21 protein-coding genes are annotated in these 19,168 nt (G+C 66.7%); 14 read left to right on the top strand and 7 right to left on the bottom strand.

What is annotated here, in order from left to right:
- The first annotated feature begins 91 nt into the window (after positions 1 to 91).
- From acnA to CSW63_RS22715, 3 genes are all read left to right on the top strand, one after another.
- On the top strand, positions 92 to 2,779 hold the full coding sequence (gene acnA / locus CSW63_RS22730) for an aconitate hydratase AcnA (RefSeq protein WP_062098737.1): 2,688 nt from the start codon (positions 92 to 94) through the stop codon (positions 2,777 to 2,779).
- Between the two features lie 169 nt (positions 2,780 to 2,948).
- Complete coding sequence (locus CSW63_RS22725) at positions 2,949 to 3,695, top strand: thioredoxin family protein (protein ID WP_082749676.1); 747 nt, start codon at positions 2,949 to 2,951, stop codon at positions 3,693 to 3,695.
- A 540-nt stretch (positions 3,696 to 4,235) separates the two neighbouring features.
- Positions 4,236 to 4,568 (top strand): DUF2794 domain-containing protein, encoded by a 333-nt coding sequence (locus CSW63_RS22715; RefSeq protein ID WP_062098740.1) that lies wholly within the window; start codon positions 4,236 to 4,238, stop codon positions 4,566 to 4,568.
- 77 nt (positions 4,569 to 4,645) lie between these two features.
- Here the strand turns inward: CSW63_RS22715 and CSW63_RS22710 are convergent, their stop codons facing one another.
- Positions 4,646 to 5,398: a Bax inhibitor-1/YccA family protein gene (locus CSW63_RS22710; protein WP_062098741.1), complete on the bottom strand. Its 753-nt coding sequence runs from the start codon at positions 5,396 to 5,398 to the stop codon at positions 4,646 to 4,648.
- A 202-nt stretch (positions 5,399 to 5,600) separates the two neighbouring features.
- Between CSW63_RS22710 and CSW63_RS22705 the strand changes: the two genes are divergently transcribed.
- The gene (locus CSW63_RS22705) at positions 5,601 to 6,653 is read left to right on the top strand and encodes an aldo/keto reductase (protein ID WP_062098742.1); all 1,053 of its coding nucleotides are present in this window, start codon (positions 5,601 to 5,603) and stop codon (positions 6,651 to 6,653) included.
- A gap of 7 nt (positions 6,654 to 6,660) precedes the next feature.
- Entirely contained in the window at positions 6,661 to 7,200 is a 540-nt protein-coding gene (gene thpR / locus CSW63_RS22700) for an RNA 2',3'-cyclic phosphodiesterase (protein WP_062098745.1), read from the top strand.
- On the opposite strand, the gene CSW63_RS22695 is transcribed toward thpR, so the two are convergent.
- Positions 7,201 to 7,584, bottom strand: a complete 384-nt coding sequence (locus CSW63_RS22695) for a DUF2237 family protein (protein WP_062098747.1) — start codon at positions 7,582 to 7,584, stop codon at positions 7,201 to 7,203.
- Positions 7,585 to 7,718: 134 nt separating this feature from the next.
- Here CSW63_RS22695 and CSW63_RS22690 point away from each other — a divergent pair, with 134 nt between their 5' ends.
- Complete coding sequence (locus CSW63_RS22690) at positions 7,719 to 8,606, top strand: CoA ester lyase (RefSeq protein ID WP_062098749.1); 888 nt, start codon at positions 7,719 to 7,721, stop codon at positions 8,604 to 8,606.
- On the top strand, positions 8,488 to 9,666 hold the full coding sequence (locus CSW63_RS22685; RefSeq protein ID WP_231737560.1) for a hypothetical protein: 1,179 nt from the start codon (positions 8,488 to 8,490) through the stop codon (positions 9,664 to 9,666). Before CSW63_RS22690 ends, CSW63_RS22685 begins: the two co-directional genes overlap by 119 nt.
- A gap of 51 nt (positions 9,667 to 9,717) precedes the next feature.
- Here the strand turns inward: CSW63_RS22685 and CSW63_RS22680 are convergent, their stop codons facing one another.
- Together CSW63_RS22680 and CSW63_RS22675 are read right to left on the bottom strand one after the other, a co-directional pair.
- Positions 9,718 to 10,143: an HIT domain-containing protein gene (locus tag CSW63_RS22680; RefSeq protein WP_062098775.1), complete on the bottom strand. Its 426-nt coding sequence runs from the start codon at positions 10,141 to 10,143 to the stop codon at positions 9,718 to 9,720.
- Positions 10,136 to 11,182 (bottom strand): MaoC family dehydratase, encoded by a 1,047-nt coding sequence (locus tag CSW63_RS22675; RefSeq protein WP_062098777.1) that lies wholly within the window; start codon positions 11,180 to 11,182, stop codon positions 10,136 to 10,138. Before CSW63_RS22675 ends, CSW63_RS22680 begins: the two co-directional genes overlap by 8 nt.
- 147 nt (positions 11,183 to 11,329) lie before the next feature.
- Here CSW63_RS22675 and mdh point away from each other — a divergent pair, with 147 nt between their 5' ends.
- The gene (gene mdh, locus CSW63_RS22670; protein ID WP_062098773.1) at positions 11,330 to 12,292 is read left to right on the top strand and encodes a malate dehydrogenase; all 963 of its coding nucleotides are present in this window, start codon (positions 11,330 to 11,332) and stop codon (positions 12,290 to 12,292) included.
- Positions 12,293 to 12,353: 61 nt separating this feature from the next.
- On the opposite strand, the gene CSW63_RS22665 is transcribed toward mdh, so the two are convergent.
- Positions 12,354 to 12,782 (bottom strand): CBS domain-containing protein, encoded by a 429-nt coding sequence (locus tag CSW63_RS22665; RefSeq protein ID WP_062098771.1) that lies wholly within the window; start codon positions 12,780 to 12,782, stop codon positions 12,354 to 12,356.
- Positions 12,783 to 12,890: 108 nt separating this feature from the next.
- Here CSW63_RS22665 and CSW63_RS22660 point away from each other — a divergent pair, with 108 nt between their 5' ends.
- The 5 genes from CSW63_RS22660 to CSW63_RS22640 all read left to right on the top strand — a co-directional run bounded on the left by CSW63_RS22660 (position 12,891) and on the right by CSW63_RS22640 (position 17,079).
- Positions 12,891 to 13,397, top strand: coding sequence for a DUF1993 family protein (locus CSW63_RS22660; RefSeq protein ID WP_082749678.1), 507 nt, complete (start codon positions 12,891 to 12,893; stop codon positions 13,395 to 13,397).
- Between the two features lie 415 nt (positions 13,398 to 13,812).
- Positions 13,813 to 15,342: a signal recognition particle protein gene (ffh, locus tag CSW63_RS22655; protein ID WP_062098767.1), complete on the top strand. Its 1,530-nt coding sequence runs from the start codon at positions 13,813 to 13,815 to the stop codon at positions 15,340 to 15,342.
- 27 nt (positions 15,343 to 15,369) lie between these two features.
- Positions 15,370 to 15,867, top strand: a complete 498-nt coding sequence (gene rpsP, locus CSW63_RS22650; protein ID WP_062098765.1) for a 30S ribosomal protein S16 — start codon at positions 15,370 to 15,372, stop codon at positions 15,865 to 15,867.
- Between the two features lie 57 nt (positions 15,868 to 15,924).
- Positions 15,925 to 16,491 (top strand): ribosome maturation factor RimM, encoded by a 567-nt coding sequence (rimM, locus tag CSW63_RS22645; protein ID WP_062098763.1) that lies wholly within the window; start codon positions 15,925 to 15,927, stop codon positions 16,489 to 16,491.
- Between the two features lie 24 nt (positions 16,492 to 16,515).
- On the top strand, positions 16,516 to 17,079 hold the full coding sequence (locus CSW63_RS22640) for an NUDIX hydrolase (RefSeq protein WP_062098761.1): 564 nt from the start codon (positions 16,516 to 16,518) through the stop codon (positions 17,077 to 17,079).
- Between the two features lie 4 nt (positions 17,080 to 17,083).
- Here the strand turns inward: CSW63_RS22640 and CSW63_RS22635 are convergent, their stop codons facing one another.
- Positions 17,084 to 17,938, bottom strand: coding sequence for an acyl-CoA thioesterase II (locus CSW63_RS22635; protein WP_062098759.1), 855 nt, complete (start codon positions 17,936 to 17,938; stop codon positions 17,084 to 17,086).
- 81 nt (positions 17,939 to 18,019) lie between these two features.
- Here CSW63_RS22635 and CSW63_RS22630 point away from each other — a divergent pair, with 81 nt between their 5' ends.
- A complete protein-coding gene (locus tag CSW63_RS22630; protein WP_062098757.1) occupies positions 18,020 to 18,934 on the top strand; it encodes a histone deacetylase in 915 nt (304 codons plus the stop codon).
- A gap of 82 nt (positions 18,935 to 19,016) precedes the next feature.
- Here the strand turns inward: CSW63_RS22630 and CSW63_RS22625 are convergent, their stop codons facing one another.
- Positions 19,017 to 19,115: a hypothetical protein gene (locus CSW63_RS22625; protein ID WP_062098755.1), complete on the bottom strand. Its 99-nt coding sequence runs from the start codon at positions 19,113 to 19,115 to the stop codon at positions 19,017 to 19,019.
- Positions 19,116 to 19,168 lie beyond the last annotated feature (53 nt).

Below are 19,168 nucleotides of genomic sequence, written 5' to 3'. Positions count from 1 at the left end.
CGCGGAGGCGGAACCTGTGTGTCCCTTCCGATCTGCGCGTGATTCCGGGAGTGGTTTTCGGGCGGCCGTGGACAGAGAAGGATCCTTGAAAATGGCGTCTGTGGACAGCCTCAAAGCCCGCCGCGAGCTCAAGGTCGGCAAACAGTCTTACGTCTATTACAGCCTTCGCGCCGCCGAGGAAGCCGGTCTTGCCGACGTTTCTTCGCTGCCGGTCTCGATGAAGGTGCTGCTCGAGAACCTCCTGCGGAACGAGGACGGCGTCTCGGTCAATGAAGACGACCTCAAGGCGGTCGCCGCCTGGGTCAACAACAAGGGGTCGGTCGAGCACGAAATCAGCTTCCGCCCCGCGCGCGTGCTGATGCAGGACTTCACCGGCGTTCCGGCCGTCGTCGACCTGGCCGCCATGCGCGACGCCATGGTCGCCCTGGGCGCCAACCCGGCCAAGATCAACCCGCTGAACCCGGTCGACCTGGTGATCGACCACTCGGTGATGGTCGACAATTTCGGCGACGCCAAGGCCTATGACGCCAACGTCAAGCGCGAGTACGAGCGCAACATCGAGCGTTACCGCTTCCTGCGCTGGGGCTCGTCGGCGTTCAACAATTTCCGCGTCGTGCCGCCTGGCACCGGCATCTGCCACCAGGTGAACCTGGAGTATCTGGCCCAGACCGTCTGGACCAACGAGGTCGACGGCGAGCAGGTCGCCTATCCCGACACCGTCGTCGGCACCGACAGCCACACCACCATGGTCAACGGCCTGGCCGTGCTGGGCTGGGGCGTGGGCGGCATCGAGGCCGAGGCCGCGATGCTGGGCCAGCCGATCCCGATGCTGATCCCGGAAGTCATCGGCTTCAAGCTGACCGGCGCCCTGCCGGAAGGCGCGACGGCTACCGACCTGGTGCTCACCGTCACCCAGATGCTGCGCAAGAAGGGCGTGGTCGGCAAGTTCGTCGAATTCTACGGCGACGCCCTGGCCAACCTGACCCTGGAAGACCAGGCGACGATCGCCAACATGGCGCCGGAATACGGCGCCACCTGCGGCTTCTTCCCGATTTCGGCCGCCACCATCGCCTATCTGAAGGGCACCGGCCGCACGGCCGAGCGCGTCGCCTTGGTCGAAGCCTACGCCAAGGAGCAGGGTCTGTGGTGGGAGCCCGGCGTCGCCGAGCCGACCTTCACCGACACCCTGGAACTCGACCTGTCGACGGTGCAGCCATCGCTGGCCGGCCCCAAGCGCCCGCAGGACCGCGTCCTGCTGGCCGAAGCCTCGTACAAGTTCCAGGAGTCGCTGGTCGGCGAGTTCGGCAAGGCCGAGCAGCCTGACTTCCGCGCTCCGGTGGAAGGCGAGGACTTCGACGTGGGCCACGGCGACGTCGTCATCGCGGCCATCACCTCGTGCACCAACACCTCCAACCCCTCGGTGCTGATCGCCGCCGGCTTGCTGGCCAAGAACGCGGTCGCCAAGGGTCTGAAGGCCAAGCCGTGGGTGAAGACCTCGCTGGCGCCCGGCTCGCAGGTGGTCACCGACTACCTGGCCAAGGCCGGCCTGACCAAGCACCTCGATGCGCTCGGCTTCAACCTCGTGGGCTACGGCTGCACGACCTGCATCGGCAATTCGGGCCCGCTGCCGGAAGCCATCAGCAAGACGATCAACGACAACGACCTGGTCGCTTGCTCGGTGCTGTCGGGCAACCGCAACTTCGAAGGCCGGGTGAACCCGGACGTGCGCGCCAACTACCTGGCCTCGCCGCCGCTGGTGGTGGCCTACGCCCTGGCCGGCACCCTGAAGATCGACCTGGCCACCCAGCCGATCGGTAAGGACAAGAAGGGCAATGACGTCTTCCTGAAGGACATCTGGCCTTCGAACGAAGACATCGCCGCCCTGCAGCGCAAGGCCATCAACGAGAAGATGTTCGCCAGCCGTTACGGCGACGTCTTCAAGGGCGACAAGAACTGGCAGGGCATCAACGTCACCGGCGGCCAGACCTACGCCTGGGAAGCCGACTCGACCTACGTCCAGAACCCGCCCTACTTCCCCAACATGTCGATGACGCCGGCCCCGGTGACCGATATCGTGGAAGCCCGGATCCTGGCCGTCTTCGGCGACTCGATCACCACCGACCACATCAGCCCGGCCGGTTCGATCAAGGCCTCGAGCCCAGCGGGCAAGTTCCTGATCGACAACGGCGTCCAGCCGGTGGACTTCAACGGCTACGGCGCGCGTCGCGGCAACCACCAGGTGATGATGCGCGGCACGTTCGCCAACATCCGGATCCGCAACCGCATCACCCCCGACATCGAAGGCGGCGTGACCAAGCACTTCCCGACTGGCGAAGTGATGTCGATCTACGACGCGGCGATGAAGTACCAGGAAGAAGGCCGTCCGGCGGTCGTCTTCGGCGGCAAGGAATATGGCACCGGCTCGTCGCGTGACTGGGCCGCCAAGGGCACCAAGCTCCTGGGCGTCCGCGCGGTGATCTGCGAGAGCTTCGAGCGTATCCACCGCTCGAACCTGGTCGGCATGGGCGTGCTGCCGCTGCAGTTCGTCCAGGACGGCTGGCAGAAGCTGGAGCTGACGGGCGAGGAGATCGTCTCGATCCGTGGCCTTACGGACCTGGCGCCGCGCAAGCAGCTGATCGTCGAGCTCTACCGCCCAACCGACGGCCGCATCGCCCGCTTCCCGGTCCGCTGCCGCATCGACACCCCGACCGAGCTTGAGTACTTCAAGAACGGCGGCGTGCTGAACTACGTGCTGCGCAACCTGGCCAAGGCCGACTAAGCCGCGCGTTCAGCGACTCGAAAAAAGGCGGCCGGTCCCTCGCGGGGCCGGCCGTTTTCGTGTGCGACGCGATCTCACAACGATGTCGAGTCGTTTTCTTCCCAGATGACGACCCTATTCACGGCCTCGTGAACGGCCATCCGGGGCGTTCTTGGCTTAAGTGCGCCCAATGCGTAAGGTCGCCCTTCCCCTGTTCAGCCTGGTTCTGTCCGGCGTTGTCGCCACCCTGTCATCGGGGGGCGCCGCGTGGGCCCAGAAGCCGCCCGTGGTGGTCGAGCTCTTCACGGCTCAAGGCTGTTCCTCGTGCGGCAAGGCCAACCGGGTCGCCGCCGAGCTGGCCGAGCAGGACGGTGTGCTGGCCCTGACCTATTCAGTCGACTACTGGGACTATCTGGGCTGGAAGGACACTTTCGCCAAGCCGGTCTTCGCCGAGCGCCAGCGCGCCTACGCCAAGAAGTTCGCCCTGCGCGACGTGCCGACGCCGCAGGTGGTGGTGGCCGGCCGGGTGCAGGCGTCGGGCGCCAAGGCTGAGGCGGTCGAGGATCTGGTCAAGAGCGCAGCGCGCGCCCGCCTGAATCCGCCGGACATGCAGTTCATCGGCAAGACCCGGGTGGCGGTGGGCTCGGGCCCGGCCCCGCGCGGCGGCGGCGAGGTCTGGCTGGTCCGCTACGACCCGCGCGAGCAGGACATCGCCATCAAGCGCGGCGACAACAAGGGCCAGACCCTGGTTCACCGCAACGTCGTCCGCGAATTGGTCAAGCTTGGCCCCTGGGCCGGCAAGCCGAGGCTCTATCGCCTGCCGACCGCGACCGACGCCGACCTGGTGACGGTGGTGATCGTGCAGGGCGCCAAAGGCGGTCGCATCCTGGGCGTGGCGCAAACGCCCGCCATCGACGCGCGGCGCGCTGAGCGCTGAGCCCGCGACCTCTTCTTCACTGATACTCTCGACAAGGGAAACCCGCGCGGCTGGAGGGGACGAGCCGCGCGGGTCCTTACGGGTGTCGATGGCGACCGCTTGGTGACCGGGAGGGCTGGGGGGGCTGGTCAGGACCCGGTCCGGCTGCCTTCGACAGCTCCGTTATGGCGGCTTAAACAGGCGAGGGATCGACCAAATAAAGGTCGTTTCGCGGCGCGCGAGCGCGGCGCCGGTCAGCCCGACACGCGAAAAGCCCGCGCGGTGGGGGGAGGTCCGCGCGGGCTCATTTCAGGGGAGGGGGATATAGGTTCGTCGGCTGACCGGCCCGCGATCCGGGGGGCTGGGGGGGCTGTTCAGGATCCTGGAGCGCAGGATGTCCGATCAGCCGACACTGTTGTTATCGCGGCGCAAACAGGCGGGCGATGGACCGAAATAAGGTCATATCGGGGCGCACCGTGTCCGACGCGTGTCATTCTGGACGGACGTGACCGTGCCGACACGGACGGTTCCAATCCGGGGATTTCGGGCTAGATTCGCCGGATGGCCCTGGAGTCCTCATCCGCGCCCGTTGGCGGCGTCGTGTTCTTTGAGCGTCGAGAGCTCGACCAACTGATGCGCCTTTATGGACGCATGGTGGCCGCCGGCGAATGGCGTGACTACGGCATCGCCGGGCTCTCGGAGAGCGCTGTGTTTTCGATCTTCCGCCACGCGGCCGAGGCGCCGCTCTATCGGGTGGAGAAGCGTCCGGCCCTGGCGCGCAAGCAGGGCGCCTGGGCGGTCTATGGCCAGGGCGGTCAGATCCTCAAGCGCGGCCACGAGCTCTCACAGGTCTTGCGCGTGTTCGAGAAGGGCAGGTTCGCGGTCATCGACTGACCTTCGACCGCCAAAGAAAAACCCCGGCGGAGGATCCGCCGGGGTTCTCGTCATCGCTGGACGATGAAGAAGTTCGCCTAATCCCGGTTGCCGCCCATAAACGACAGCAGGAATTGGAACAGGTTGATGAAGTTGATGTAGAGGCTCAGCGCGCCGAAGTTGGTGGCCACGGCCATCGACGTGCCGTCGCCGCCCAGCTCGTAATAGGTCATCTTCAGGCGCTGGGTGTCGTAGGCGATCAGGCCCGCGAAGATGAACACGCCCAGAACGTTGATGGCGAACATCAGCGCCGGGCTCTTCAGGAAGATGCTGACCAGCGAGGCCACGACCAGGCCGATCACGCCCATCATCAGGAAGCTGCCGAAACCGGTCAGGTCCTTTTTGGTGGTGTAGCCGAACAGGCTGAGGCCGCCGAAGGCGGTGGCGGTGACGAAGAAGGTCGCGGCGACTGATTCGCCCGTATAGCGCAGGACGACCGAGCCCAAGGAGGCGCCGATCAGCGCGACGATGGTCCAGTAGAGGGCGCCGGCCGTTTGCGGCTTGGGGTTACGCAGCGCGAAGCCCGCCACCAGCATCAGCACCAGCGGCGCGAAGGCCACCACCAGATAGAGCGGGGTCACGCCGACCAGACGGTCGCCCTGCACCACGAACATCAGGTCGCGGATCGCCGGGACCGAAGAGGTGGCGTAGGCCAGAGCGCCCGAGACCACCAGACCAGCCGCCACTTTGTTGTAGACGCCGAGCATGAATTTGCGCAGGCCGGCGTCAACCGACATGTCGGCGCGATCCGCCGGGATCGAGCGCGCATAGCCGCGGTTGAAGTCGTTCATCGAATAAGCCCTTGAGCTAGGCGTCCACCGTGGACGCTCACCAAATATCGGTTGTCCCCGCCGTTCGCGCAATCCCCCGTGAGATGCGTTCATGGTATGCGTTCGCGAAATTTCGGCCAGATCCGCTGCCGCCGCGTCCATCTTGCGAGAGATCCGTCGACCCCTCTACAACGCGGATCCTGCGCAAAAAGAGGCATCCCCCATGGAATACGCCAAGCTCGGCCGGACGGACGTGACGGTGTCGCGCTGCTGCCTCGGAACCATGACCTGGGGCTCGCAGAATTCCGAGGCCGAGGCGCATGAGCAGATGGACTACGCGCTGAGCCGGGGGGTGAACTTCTGGGACACGGCGGAGCTCTACGCCAGCCCGCCCACGCCCGAGACCCAGGGCCTGACCGAAACCTATATCGGTTCCTGGCTTCGCAAGACCGGCAAGCGGCAGGAAATCGTGCTCGCCTCAAAGGTGGCCGGCCAAGGCGCGGCCTTCGGCGGCCTGCCCTGGCTGCGCAAGGACGGGACGGTCACGCGTCAGACCAAGGCGCAGATCGACGAGGCGGTCGAGGGGTCGCTTCGTCGGCTCGGGACTGACTATCTGGATCTCTACCAGCTGCACTGGCCCGATCGCCGGGTGCGCGTGTTCGGCGGCCAGACCTTCAAGGACTACAGCCTGGAGTTCGAGAGCTTCGGCGACATCCTCCTGGCGCTCGACGCCCACGTGAAGAAGGGCAATATCCGCCATGTCGGGGTCTCGAACGAGTTTCCCTGGGGCGTGATGCGGTTCCTGTCGGAAAGCGACACGCGGGGCCTGCCCCGCATCGCGTCGATCCAGAACGCCTATCACCTGGCAAACCGCACGTTCGAGTACGGTCTGGCCGAGATCGCCATGCGCGAGCAGGTCGGACTCTTGGCCTATTCGCCGTTGGCCCAGGGTCAGTTAACCGGCAAATACCTGGACGGCGCGCTGCCGGCAGGTTCGCGCAAGGCGCTCTACGACCGGATGCAGCGCTATGAGGGCCCGGGCGCGCTCGAGGCGTTCCGGAGCTATGTCGATCTGGCGCGCGCGCACGGCCTGGATCCCGCCCAGCTGGCGCTGAAGTTCTGCGACGCGCGCCCGTTCGTCACGTCCACCATCATCGGCGCCACCTCGATGGCGCAGCTGAAGACGAATATCGACGCCTTCGACCTGACCTGGACCGACGAGCTTGAAAAGGCGGTCGAGGCCATCCACCTGCGTCACCCCAATCCGTGCCCGTAACGCACCGATGATCCGTCTCTTCACCGCCATCGCTATCCCGCCCGAGATCGGCCAGGGGCTGCTGCCGCGTCAGTACGGGATCGAGGCGGCGCGGTGGCGGCCGCTTGAGGCCTTCCACATCACGCTGCGCTTCGTCGGCGATGTCGCCGAGGATGTCGCCGCCGATCTGGATGAGGCGCTGTCGGAGATCACCGCGCCCGCGTTTGATCTGTCGCTGGCCGGTGCGGGTCACTTCGGCGAGAGCGTCGACATCCACGCCGTCTGGGCGGGGGTGGACGAGAGCGCCGCCCTGCGCCAGCTCCAGAAAAGCCATGAGCGCGCCGCGCGCACGGCGGGCCTGAAGCCGGAAAGCCGTCTCTACACGCCGCACGTGACCCTGGCCTACCTGAAGCGCCCGTCGGTTCCGGAGGTCGGCGCCTGGCTGCAGGCCAACAACCTTCTGCGTTCGCCGGCCTTCAGGGTCGATCGCTTCGGCCTCTATTCCAGCTGGCAGACGCGCGAAGGGTCGGCCTATCGGCTTGAGCGCGAATATCTGCTGGAAGCCTGATCAGGCGGCGGCGTGGTCCTTCAGCACGCCCAGTGGAACCACGGCCAGCATTTCCTCATGCGTCGCCTCCAGCACGACCTGCGGCGCCACGCCCGCGTCCAGCGCCTCCTTCCAGCGTCCGGCGCACAGACACCAGCGGTCGCCTGGCTTCAGGCCGGGGAAGGCCAGGTCCGGGCGGGGCGTGGAGAGGTCGTTGCCCTGGGCCTTCGAGAAGGCGAGGAACGCGCTGGTCATCACGGCGCACACCGTGTGCAGGCCCAGATCGTGCGGACCCGTCTCGCAGCAGCCGTTGCGGTAGAAGCCTGTGACGGGGTCCAGCGAGCACGGCGCCAGCGCCGTTCCGAGCACGTTGCGGGCGTCCTTGTCATAGCGCGTGATGGTCATGGGCCGATCCTGCGCCCGCGCACGAGAGGCGACAAGTCGCTTCCCCGTGGCGATGATTTCAGCCGAAAGGCTTTTGCTGCGTCGCAGCAATGCTAAGGTCGCCGCAAAGCACAAAAAACCGCAGGGGAGTTCCCATGACCACCGCCCAAGCCCATCGTCCGCGTCGCAGCGCGCTCTATATGCCCGCGTCCAACGCCAAGGCGGTCGAGAAGGCTCGCAGCCTCGACGCCGACGTGATCATCCTGGACCTGGAAGACGCTGTCGCGCCCGAGATGAAGCCGGCGGCCCGCGAAGCCGCGGTGGCGGCGGTCAAGGCGGGCGGCTTTGGTCCCCGCGAGGTGGTGATCCGGGTCAACGGAATCGACACGCCGTGGGGCGCCGAAGACCTGGCCGCCGCCGCCGAGGCGGGGCCGGACGCGGTGCTCGTTCCCAAGGTCAACGACGCCTCTGACGTTCGCCTTTACGACCAGCACCTGACGTCGGCGCCGCCCAGCACGCGCCTATGGACCATGATCGAGACGGCGAAGGCGGCTTTCCACCTGTGGGAGATCGCCGAGGCCAGGCATGCTACCCGCCTGTCGGCTTGGGTCATGGGCGTCAACGACTTCGCCAAGGAGATGCGGGCGCGCCAGACGCCGGACCGTGCGCCCTTCCTGCCCTTGTTAACCCTTTCGGTCGCCGCCGCGCGGGCCCATGGCCTGACGATCCTGGACGGCGTGCACAACGACATTGAGGACCTCGCGGCGTTGGAGGCGGTCTGCACCCAGGGCGTCGATTTCGGCTTCGACGGCAAGACCCTGATCCATCCCAAGCACCTTGAGATCTGCAATCGGGTGTTCTCGCCCTCGCCCGAGGACGTGGCCTGGAGCCAGGCGGTGATCGCCGCCTTCAACGCGCCCGAAAATGCTGGCAAAGGCGCTCTGCGCGTCGATGGAAAGATGGCCGAACGCTTGCATCTGGCGCAGGCAGAGCGTCTTGTCGCGGTGGCGGAGGCCATTTCGGGACGATCGGCGGAAGCTTAGGCGGCGTTTGAAGGTTTCTATGCGGGCTATCGTTCTATCCGTCGTCCTGGTGGCCAGCCCCGCGCTGGCCCAGCAGCAGACCCCGGCGACGACTCCGCCCGCAGACTATGTGCCGACCTTCGGGACACAGGGTCCTCCGCTGAGCGCCCGGCCGGCTGTTCCGGTCCCGGCCGGGGCCGATGCGCCGATCAACACCGCGCCTCAGGCCGCGCCGTCGGGCGCTGATCCTGCTCAAGTCCCGGAAGCTCTGGATCCCCTGGCCGATTTGATCGCCCAGAGCGCCCAGACTTTGGACGAGGAAGCCGCCGAAACCGCTGAAGCGCCGGCGCCGCGCCGTCGCGCGCGTATCCTGCCGATTCCGCCCCCCGAGCCGGAAGCCCCAGCGGCGCCAGGCGCCTACCTGACGACCGCCCAGATCTATGAACTGAGGGTCAAGGGCTCCATTGCGGCGGCGCAGAACCTGCAAGGTCCGCTCGATGGCGGCTGGAGGGTCACAGGCGCGCAGGGCGGGGAGCTCTATGCGCTGCAGATCGTCGACAAGGCGGGCGGCGCGAGCGAGCTGGAAGGCGCCTGGCGCGACGTGCGGCGGCCGGGGTCAGTGGGTTCGACCGGCCTGATCGACGACCTGCGCCGCGAGGGCGACCAGATTATCGCCCGTTTCAGCCCACGCGGCGGCGAGTCGGCCGTGCTCACCCTGCGCCCCGCCGCTGACGAGGTCTGGTCGGGCGAACTGCTCGAGAACGGTTCGGCCGTGGCCGTGCGGGCCGAGCGCATCCTGCCGCAGGCGCCGCCAGGCTATGAGTCTCAGGGGCGAGGCCCCTATGTCTGGCCGCCGCGCGTCGTCGCCAGCCGTCCTGCGCCGGCCGCCGCCGCCGCGCCGGTCTGTTCCACCAAGGGCAAGAAGGGCAAGGCCCTGAAGGCGGCCAAGGCCAAGTGCGCCGCCGCCGCCAAGAAGAGCAAGGCCTCGGCCGGCAAGAAGGGCAAGTCCAAGGCCACCGCCGCGCGCAAGGGCAAGGCCAAGGCGACGCCGGCCAAGAGCGCCAAGAAAAAGAAGCGCTAGAGCTACAGAGGACGAGAGCATTTCTCCGATCCAAACAGATCGGAAGATGCTCTAGACCGCCAGGGCTGCGCGGGCGGCCGTGATCGCCGTGTCGCGAACCTCTGCCGGGTAAGCCTCGGCTGGGCTGTGGCCCCAGACCGGGCCCGGCCAGGCGGGATCGCCCGGGCGCCGTCCGACGACATGGACATGCAGCTGGGCGGTGACATTGCCCAGGGCCCCGATATTCAACTTGTCGACCGCCAGGCCGAGCGTGGACCCGATCGCGCGGACGGCGGATCCGGCATGGAGGGTTTCCTCAAGAAGCTGGACGCGATCAGCGGGGCTCAGATCCTCCAGCTCCCGCAGACCGGGCCGGCGCGGGATCAGCACCAGCCAGGGATAGCGCGCGTCATCCTGCAGCCTGACCTCGCACAGCGGCAGCTGGATCACCGAATGCGAGGTCGCCACGAACGCCGGGTCCAGCGCGAACTCAGCCACGCTTGGGAACCGCCGCCCAGTAGTCGAAGTCGAGGATCACGGCCGGGTCGTAGGCTCCTTCGGCCTCCTTGTCCGGGAAGGCGTCGCAGGGCTGGTCCTTCGTGGCCACCAGACGCAGACGCAGAGCGCCGGCGGCGCCGAGATCCGCCTTGTCCAGCACCTCGCTCCAGGCGAACACCGTGCCGCCGGCGAAGAACGGCGCGACGTGCCGCCCGCCGTTGATCGCCAGGATGAGACCCGCGTTCTGCAGCCCGTTGAACGACAGGGCCTTGGCCGTCGAGATCACCACGCCGCCATAGACGAGGCGCTTGCCGGACGGGTCCTTGGCGCGCTCGAACTGGTTGAAGTGAACCTTGGCGGTGTTTTGCCACAGGCGCGTGGCCATCTGGTGCTCGGCCTCTTCCACGGCCATGCCGTCGATATGGTCGATCTTTTCGCCGATCGCGTAGTCCTCGAAGGCGTGCGGGGCGCCCGCCAGCGACCAGTCATAGGCGGAAAAGTCGAGGCCTTGCGGCAGCGTCAAGTCGGCGGGCGCCACCGCGCCGGCCAGGGACGGGACGGTCTGCTCAGCGATCTCGGCCTCGGCGTCGCGCTTGCGCACCATCACCCAGCGCACATAGCTCAGCACCGCCTCGCCCCGCTGGTTCACGCCCGTGGTGCGGACATAGACGACGCCGGTCTTGCGGTTGGAGTTTTCCTTCAGCCCGATGACGTCGGAGACGGCGCTCAGCGTGTCGCCCGGGAAGACCGGCGCCAGAAAGCGGCCCTCGGCGTAGCCGAGATTCGCGACGGCGTTCAGGCTGATGTCGGGCACGGTCTTGCCGAACACCACGTGGAACGCGATTAGCGGGTCGACGGGGGCGGACATAAGGCCGCACCCTTGCGCGAAGGCGTCCGAGGAAAACAGCGAGAAGCGCGGGCCATAGAGCGCGGTGTAGAGCGCCACATCCCCCGCCGTCACGGTGCGCGGCGTGGCGTGGACCAGCCTCTGGCCCAGTCGGAAGTCTTCGAAATAGTTCCCCGGATCGGTCTTGCTCATCATGCCCCTCGCCCCTGGCGCTCATTATCGTTGTTCAGACGACTTTGCCGCAGTGCAGCGAAACGGGAAAGAGGGCTTGAGGCGGGGCCGCTACGGGTCTAGACCGCGCGCGACATTTCCACTGTCCACAGCCTTGATGGAGACCCCATGGCTCGCGCGAAGATCGCCCTTATCGGCGCCGGCATGATCGGCGGCACCCTGGCCCACATCGCCGCTCGCGAAGAGCTGGGCGACGTGATCCTGTTCGACATCGCCGAAGGCACCCCGCAGGGTAAGGCCCTCGACATCGCCGAAGCCTCGGCCGTGTTCGGCAAGGACGTGGCCCTGAAGGGCGCCAACGACTACGCCGACATCGCCGGCGCCGACGTCTGCATCGTGACCGCCGGCGTGCCGCGCAAGCCGGGCATGAGCCGCGACGACCTGCTGGGCATCAACCTGAAGGTCATGAAGGCCGTCGGCGAAGGCATCAAGCAGCATGCCCCCAACGCCTTTGTCATCTGCATTACCAACCCGCTCGACGCGATGGTCTGGGCCCTGCAGCAGTTCTCGGGCCTGCCGAAGGAGAAGGTCATCGGCATGGCCGGCGTCCTCGACTCGGCGCGCTTCGCCTACTTCCTGGCTGAAGCCACCGGCGTCTCGGTCGAAGACATCCACGCCTGGACCCTGGGCGGCCACGGCGACGACATGGTTCCGATGGTCCGTCACTCGACGGTCGGCGGTCTGCCGCTGCCGGAACTGGTCAAGCAAGGCTGGCTCACGCAAGACAAGCTGGACGCCATCGTCGAGCGCACCCGCAAGGGCGGCGGCGAGATCGTCGCCCTGCTGAAGACCGGCTCGGCCTTCTACGCCCCGGCCGAGAGCGCCATCGCCATGGCGACCTCGTACCTGAAGGACAAGAAGCGCGTACTGCCGTGCGCCACCTACCTGACCGGCCAATATGGCCTGAACGACCTGTACGTGGGCGTGCCGGTCGTCATCGGCGCCGGCGGCGCCGAGAAGATCGTCGAGTTCGAAACCAACGACGACGAGAAGGCGATGTTCGCCAAGTCGGTCGAGTCGGTGAAGGGGCTGATGGAAGCCTGTAAGGCCATCGACAGCTCGCTGGTCTGAGACCGGAAGACCATCCGATACGAGAAGGGCGGCTCCTGGTGGGGCCGCCCTTTTTCTTGGGTTACTGCGCCTCGTCGGACTCCTGCGAGATCTCTTCCAGGGTCTTGCCGACCTGCTTGGCGCCGTAATCCTTGGCCACGTCGCCGAGCGATAGAATGCCGCTGAGCGCGCCGGCGTCGTTCAGAACGATCAGGCGACGGACCTGATTGTTGGCCATCTTGGCCGTGGCGTCGGCCAGCACGTCGTCCTCTTTCACGCTGAGCACCTCGCCGTCCGACATGGCCTCGGAGACGGGGCTGTCGAAGCTGCGGCCCTCGGCGACCACCCGCAGGACGATGTCGCGGTCGGTGACCACGCCTACCACCTTGCCGTCCTCGACCACGGGAACGACCCCGCTCTCGACCTTGGCCATGGTCTGGGCGACCTGGCGGATGCTGTCGGTGGGGCGCGCGATCGAGACCTGGCTGGTCATGGCGTCGCTGACTTTCATGGGAGAACCTCGTGGGTTTGGAACTTGAGCTCCTAAAACCCGCCGTCTCGCTCTCCCGTTCCGCTCGACGCGGCCTTATCTAGGCGCATCCCTCAAGTGGAGCTTCCCATGTCGATCTCGATCCACCAGGCCAGCGCGCCCGTGTTCATCCAAGGCCTGAAGGGTCTGAAAGGTGTCCTCACCAAGGCCGCCGCCCAGGTCGAGTCCAAGGGGTGGGATCCGGACGCCTTGCTGAAGGCCCGGCTCTATCCCGACATGTTCCCTCTGATCCGCCAGGTGCAGATCGCCACCGACTTCGCCAAGGGCTGCTGCGCGCGTCTTGCGGGGCAGGAGGTTCCGGCCTGGGACGACGTCGAGACCAGCTTCGCCGAACTCATCGCCCGCATCGACCGCGCCATCGCCTATGTCGAGGGCCTGGACCCCGCAGCGTTCGAGGGCGCCGAGGATCGCGACATCACCCTGACCCGTCGGGGCGAGACCAGCGTGGTCAAGGGTCTGGCGTATTTCCAGGGTCAGGCGCAGCCGAACTTCTTCTTCCACCTGACCACGGCCTACGCGGTCCTGCGCCACAACGGCGTCGAGGTCGGCAAGCGCGACTATCTGGGCATGGCCTGATCCCTCCTCCAACCCGATCTCCCCGGCGAACGCCGGGGCCCAGATGGAAAAGCGCTCAGGCGGGTTCCTTGAACTCAGAACGCTTCCCATAAGCCCAAGCGCCTTGGGATCTGGGTGCCGGCATTCGCCGGGAAGGTCGGATTTGATCGTCATTGCTGACTGACTTTTGACTCCTCGCCCTTTTCTGTGCATAAGCCCCGGCTTCCGGCGCTTTATCAGCAGCGCCTCCACCGTCACGACCCCGGCCTGTTAGCGCAGGATCCATCCGGACGAGGACGGCGAGGACCCCCGTCGACGTGATCGTCCACGGGGGCTGATCGCGTTTGGAGCCCGGTTTGTTCTTCGAACAGGCCGAAGCAAGACAAAGAGTCGGAACGTGACGCGTCACGTTCCAGGGTATTCAACAGGGTTCGACATGTTCGACGGCCTTACAGAGCGACTTTCCGGCGTCTTTGAACGCCTCGGCGGTCGCGGCGTGCTGTCCGAAAAGGACATCGACGAGGCGCTGCGCGAGGTCCGCGTCGCGCTGCTCGAGGCCGACGTCGCCCTGCCGGTCGTCAAGGACTTCATCTCCAAGGCCAAGGAACTGGCGTCTGGCGAGGCGGTGATCCGCTCGGTCAAGCCGGCGGACCAGGTGGTCAAGATCGTCTATGACGGTCTGGTCGAGATGCTGGGCGGCGAGCAGCCGACCGGCCTGAACCTGGCCCTCAACCCGCCTTCGGTCATCCTGATGGCCGGTCTGCAAGGCTCGGGTAAGACCACCACCACCGGCAAGCTGGCCCTGCGTTTGTCGAAGACCGAGCGCAAGAAGGTGCTGGTCGCCTCGCTCGACACCCGTCGCCCGGCGGCCATGGAGCAGCTGGCGACCCTGGCCAAGCAGGTCGAGGTCGAGAGCCTGCCGATCGTCGCGGGCCAGAGCGCCCCGGACATCGCCAAGCGCGCCCTGACCGCCGCCAAACTGGGCGGCTATGACGTCCTGATCCTCGACACCGCCGGCCGCACCACGCTGGACGAGTCGATGATGAGCGAGGCGGCCGAAATCGCCCGTATCGCGAACCCGACCGAGACCATCCTGGTCGCAGACAGTCTGACCGGTCAGGACGCCGTGCGCACGGCCAAGGCTTTCCACGAGCGCCTGCCGCTCACGGGCCTGATCCTGACCCGCGCCGACGGCGACGGCCGCGGCGGCGCGGCGCTGTCGATGCGCCACGTCACCGGCCTGCCGATCAAGTTCCTTGGCGCCGGCGAAAAGATCGACCAGCTGGACGTGTTCGACGCCCGCCGCGTCGCCGGCCGGATCCTGGGTCAGGGCGACGTCGTGGCCCTGGTCGAGAAGGCCGCCGCCGACCTCGACCAGGCCGAGGCCGAGCGCATGGCCAAGAAGCTGGCCAAGGGCAAGTTCGACCTCGACGACCTGGCGGCCCAGCTGAAGCAGATGCAGCGCATGGGCGGCATGGAAGGTATCATGGGCCTTCTGCCGGGCGTCCAGAAGGTCAAGAAGCAGATCGCCGAGAGCGGCGTCGACGACAGCATCTTCCGCCGCCAGCAGGCGATCATCAGCTCGATGACCAAGGAAGAACGCAAGAAGCCCGACATCCTGGCCGCCTCGCGCAAGCGCCGCATCGCGGCCGGCGCCGGCGTCGACGTGGCCGAGGTCAATCGCCTGCTCAAGCAGCACCGCCAGATGGCCGACATGTTCAAGGCCATGTCCAAGGACGGCGGCAAGGGCCTGGCCCGCATGGCCCAGATGATGGGCGGCGGCGACATGGCCCGCCTGAAGAACCTGGGCGGCGGCAAGATGCCGGCGCCCGATCCCAATGCAGCGGGAGGCCTTGGTGGCGTCCCGGGGCTGCCCGGTCTGCCGGGCCTCGGGAGTGGCGGCGACGCCAAGCCCAACCCTCTCTCCGGCCTGGGCCTGCCCGGCTTCAACCCGTTCAAGAAATAGAACTTTAGACCCTAAGGACTACCAAAAATGCTGAAGATCCGTCTCGCCCGTGGCGGCGCCAAGAAGCGTCCGTACTACTCGATCGTCGTCGCTGACAGCCACTCGCCGCGCGATGGCCGCTTCATCGAGAAGGTCGGCACCTACAACCCGCTCCTCAAGAAGGACGACGCCAACCGCGTCACCCTGAAGGTCGAGTCGATCCAGGAGTGGCTCAAGAAGGGCGCCCAGCCGACCGACCGCGTCGCCCGCTTCCTGGCCGCCCAAGGCCTGGTCGCCTGGACGCACGGCAACAACCCGGAAAAGGGCAAGCCGGGCAAGAAGGCGCAAGAGCGTCTGGCCGAGCGCGCCCAGCGTGAAGAAGAGCGCAAGCAAGCCGAAGCCGACGCCAAGGCCGCCGCCGAAGCCGAAAAGGCCGCCGCTGCTGAAGCCGCCGCCGCTGCGGCCGCTGCTCCGGCCGTGGAAGAGGCTCCGGCTGAAGAAGCTCCGGCCGCTGAAGCTCCGGCTGAAGAAGCCTCGGAAGGCTAATCAGGGTTCCAGCGCCGCCGTTCTCCTTCGAGACGGCGGCGCGACTCTGTCCAGGCGATGGCTGTGTCTCCCGATGATCCGCTGATCCTGGTCGGCCGCGTGGCCGGCGGCTTTGGCGTGCGCGGCGAGGTGCGGATCACGACCTATACCGAAGACCCGCTCAGCATCGCGGGCTTCAAGGCGCTGAAGCGCCAGGACGGCTCGCCGGCCCTGACCATCGCCTCGGCGCGCAAGACCAAGGACGGCGTCGTCTGCCGCTGTCCCGGGATTGAAACGAAAGAGGCGGCCGACGCCCTGCGCGGCCTTCGCCTGTACGTTCCCCGCTCTGCCTTGCCTGAGCCGGATGAGGACGAGTTCTATCTGACCGATCTGGTCGGTCTCACCGTCCGCCACATCCAGACCAACGCCCTGCTGGGCCGCGTGAAGAGCGTCCAGAACTTCGGCGCCGGTGACATCCTCGAGATCAACCCCGACCTAGGCGGCCCGACCTGGTACCTGCCGTTCACGCGGGCGGCTGTCCCCGAGGTGAAGATCAGCGAAGGTCTGATCCTGGCCGATCCGCCGGCCCTGGTGGGCGACCATGAGGGGCCAGAGGAAGACGAAGAGCTCGGCGATCGGGACTGACGCCCCCTGTAGGAGATCTGAGCGATGCCCGACGGAAAGTGGCGGGTGACCGCCTCACGGCACATCCACAGGGACCGCTGGATCAGCGTCCGCGCCGACGATTGTGTCACCGACGACGGCGTGGTGATCGCGCCCTACTATGTGCTTGAGTACGCGGACTGGCTTGAGATCGTGGCCCTCGACGGCGCCAACAACGTCCTTCTGGTCCGGCAGTATCGCCACGCTCTCGGGGACGTCTCGACCGAAATCCCCGCCGGCCGGATGGACCCCGAGGAGGCGGATCCCATCGCCGCCGCAGCGCGGGAGCTTCTCGAGGAGACCGGATGCGCCGGAACGCCGACGCTTATCGGAAATTTCCGGGCCAATTCGGCCAGCCACGACAACCGGAGTCACATCGTGCTCTTCCGCGATGTCGTCCAGGTGGCCGCGCCCCACGACGATCCGGGTGAGCGCATCGAGAGCTTCTGGGTCTCGGCGCCGGAGGCTGTGCGGATGGCGCTGGCGGGCGAATTGACCAACGGCATGCAAGCAGCGTCGCTTCTCCGGGCCCTCGCCGCTGCGGGCGTAGCCCGGATCGAAGCGCTCTGAGCGGCTACTTCCGCACCCGCATCAGGCATTCCTGAGCGACCGACGCCAGCAACTTGCCGTCCTGGCTGAACATTTGACCGCGCACCAAACCCCGCCCTTGCGAGGCGCTGGGGCTGTCCTGGGCGAACAGGGTCCAGTCGTTGAAGTTGAACGGATGGTGGAACCACATGGCGTGGTCCAGGCTGGCGGCCTGGATGCCGGGCGTGGTCCAGATCAGGCCGTGCGGACGCAGGGCGCTTTCCATGAACGCCATGTCGGAAGCGTAGGCCAGGGCGGCCTGCTGCATCTTCACATCGTCGCCCAGCGGCGCCTTGGCGCGCATCCAGACCTGCTTGGTGCCCGACTTCTTGACGGGCGCGATGGGGTTTTGCGGATCGATCCAGCGGATGTCGACCGGACGCGGACGCTCGGCGATCGCCACCATCTTCGGATGGATCTGGTCGCCCAGGCTGCGCAGGAAGTCGGCTTCGGTCGGCAGGGACTCCGGATCGACCGATTCGGGCATTTCCGACTGGTGCTCGAAGCCGTCTTCCGGCGTTTGGAACGAGGCGGCGAGGTTGAAGATCTGCTCGCCATGCTGGATCGCGGCGACGCGGCGCGTGGTGAAGGTGCCGCCATCTCGGGCGCGCTCCACCTCATAGAGGACTGGAGCGGTGACGTCCCCGGGGCGAATGAAATAGGCGTGCAGCGAGTGGCAGATGCGGTCCGGCACCGTCTTGTAAGCCGCCAGCAGGGCCTGGGCGATCACCAGGCCGCCGAAGATGCGCGGGAAGCCATCGTTCGGGCTGATGCCCCGGAACAGGTTCACCTCGATCGGTTCGAGGTCCAGGATGTCGGCGAGGTTCTCGGTCGTCTGCATGGCGCACTGCGATAAGCCTCGTTTTGCGGCGCCGCAACCCGTCTCCTTGCGTCACGCCGCCGCGCTCCCCATCGTCAGGCCATGTCGATGTCGCCGCCGATCGTTCATCACCCCGCCTTCCGCGCCGAGATGCCTGCGGGTCATCGGTTCCCGATGGACAAGTACTCGCGTCTGGCCGCGATTCTGGAGGCCGAGGCGGTGGCTGGGCCCGATGGATTTGCGCGGCCTGAGCCGGTGGATGTCGAAACCCTGTGCCTGGCTCACGCTGAGGACTATGTGCGGGGCGTCATCGAGCTCTCGTTGCCGCCAGATGTCGTGCGCCGGATCGGCATGCCCAACACAGAAAGCGTCGCGACCCGCGCCCGGGCGGCGACCGGCGGCACGCTGCTGGCGGCGCGGCTGGCGCTTGAGCACGGCTTGGCCTGCAACACCGCCGGCGGCAGTCACCATGCGGCGGCCGACGCCGGCGCCGGCTTCTGCGTCTTCAATGACGTGGCGGTGGCGGCGCGGCGGCTTCTGGCCGAAGGCGCGATCGGCAAGGCGCTGGTGGTCGATCTGGATGTGCATCAAGGGGACGGCACAGCGCAGATCTTCGAAAACGATCCCAGCGTCTTCACCTTCTCGATGCACGCCGAGAAGAACTTCCCGCACCGCAAGGCGACCGGCGACCTCGATATCGAACTCCCCGACGGAACCGACGATCGCGCCTATCTTGCAAAGCTGGAGACCATCCTGCCGGCGCTGCTCTCCAGCGTCCGGCCTGATATCGTCTTCTTCAATGCGGGCGTCGATCCGCACGCAGACGACAAGCTGGGCCGCCTGGCGCTGACCGACGAGGGTCTGGCGCGACGAGAGGCCTATGTCCTGGGCGCTTGTCTTTCCTCGGAGATCCCCGTGGTCGGGGTTATTGGCGGCGGCTATGACGCGGATATCGATCGTCTGGCGGCGCGCCACGCCATCCTGCATCGGACGGCGAAAGGTCTTTGTTCTTTATAGTCTTGGGCGATTTCCCATCGCCATCTTCGTCGGACCGGCTCGCAGGTGGAGCGGCACCCGACGAAGGTTAAGCGGCGATCACTTAGAAGCTCGAGGCGAGCGAACCAGCGATAACGACGAGCGGCAGAACCGCGAGAACGAGCGAGGCGAAGCCGGCGACGGTGTTGGTCTTCATGGTCATGGTCTTGATCCCTTTTTTCTTCGGAAGCGCCCCGTCGGCGTCCGATGAGAGGG

The sequence above is a fragment of the Caulobacter sp. FWC26 genome (genome assembly GCF_002742645.2).
In the GTDB taxonomy this organism is placed as follows: domain Bacteria; phylum Pseudomonadota; class Alphaproteobacteria; order Caulobacterales; family Caulobacteraceae; genus Caulobacter.
Note: the sequence above shows the minus strand (reverse complement) of the source record. Positions and strands in the feature narration are given on the sequence as shown.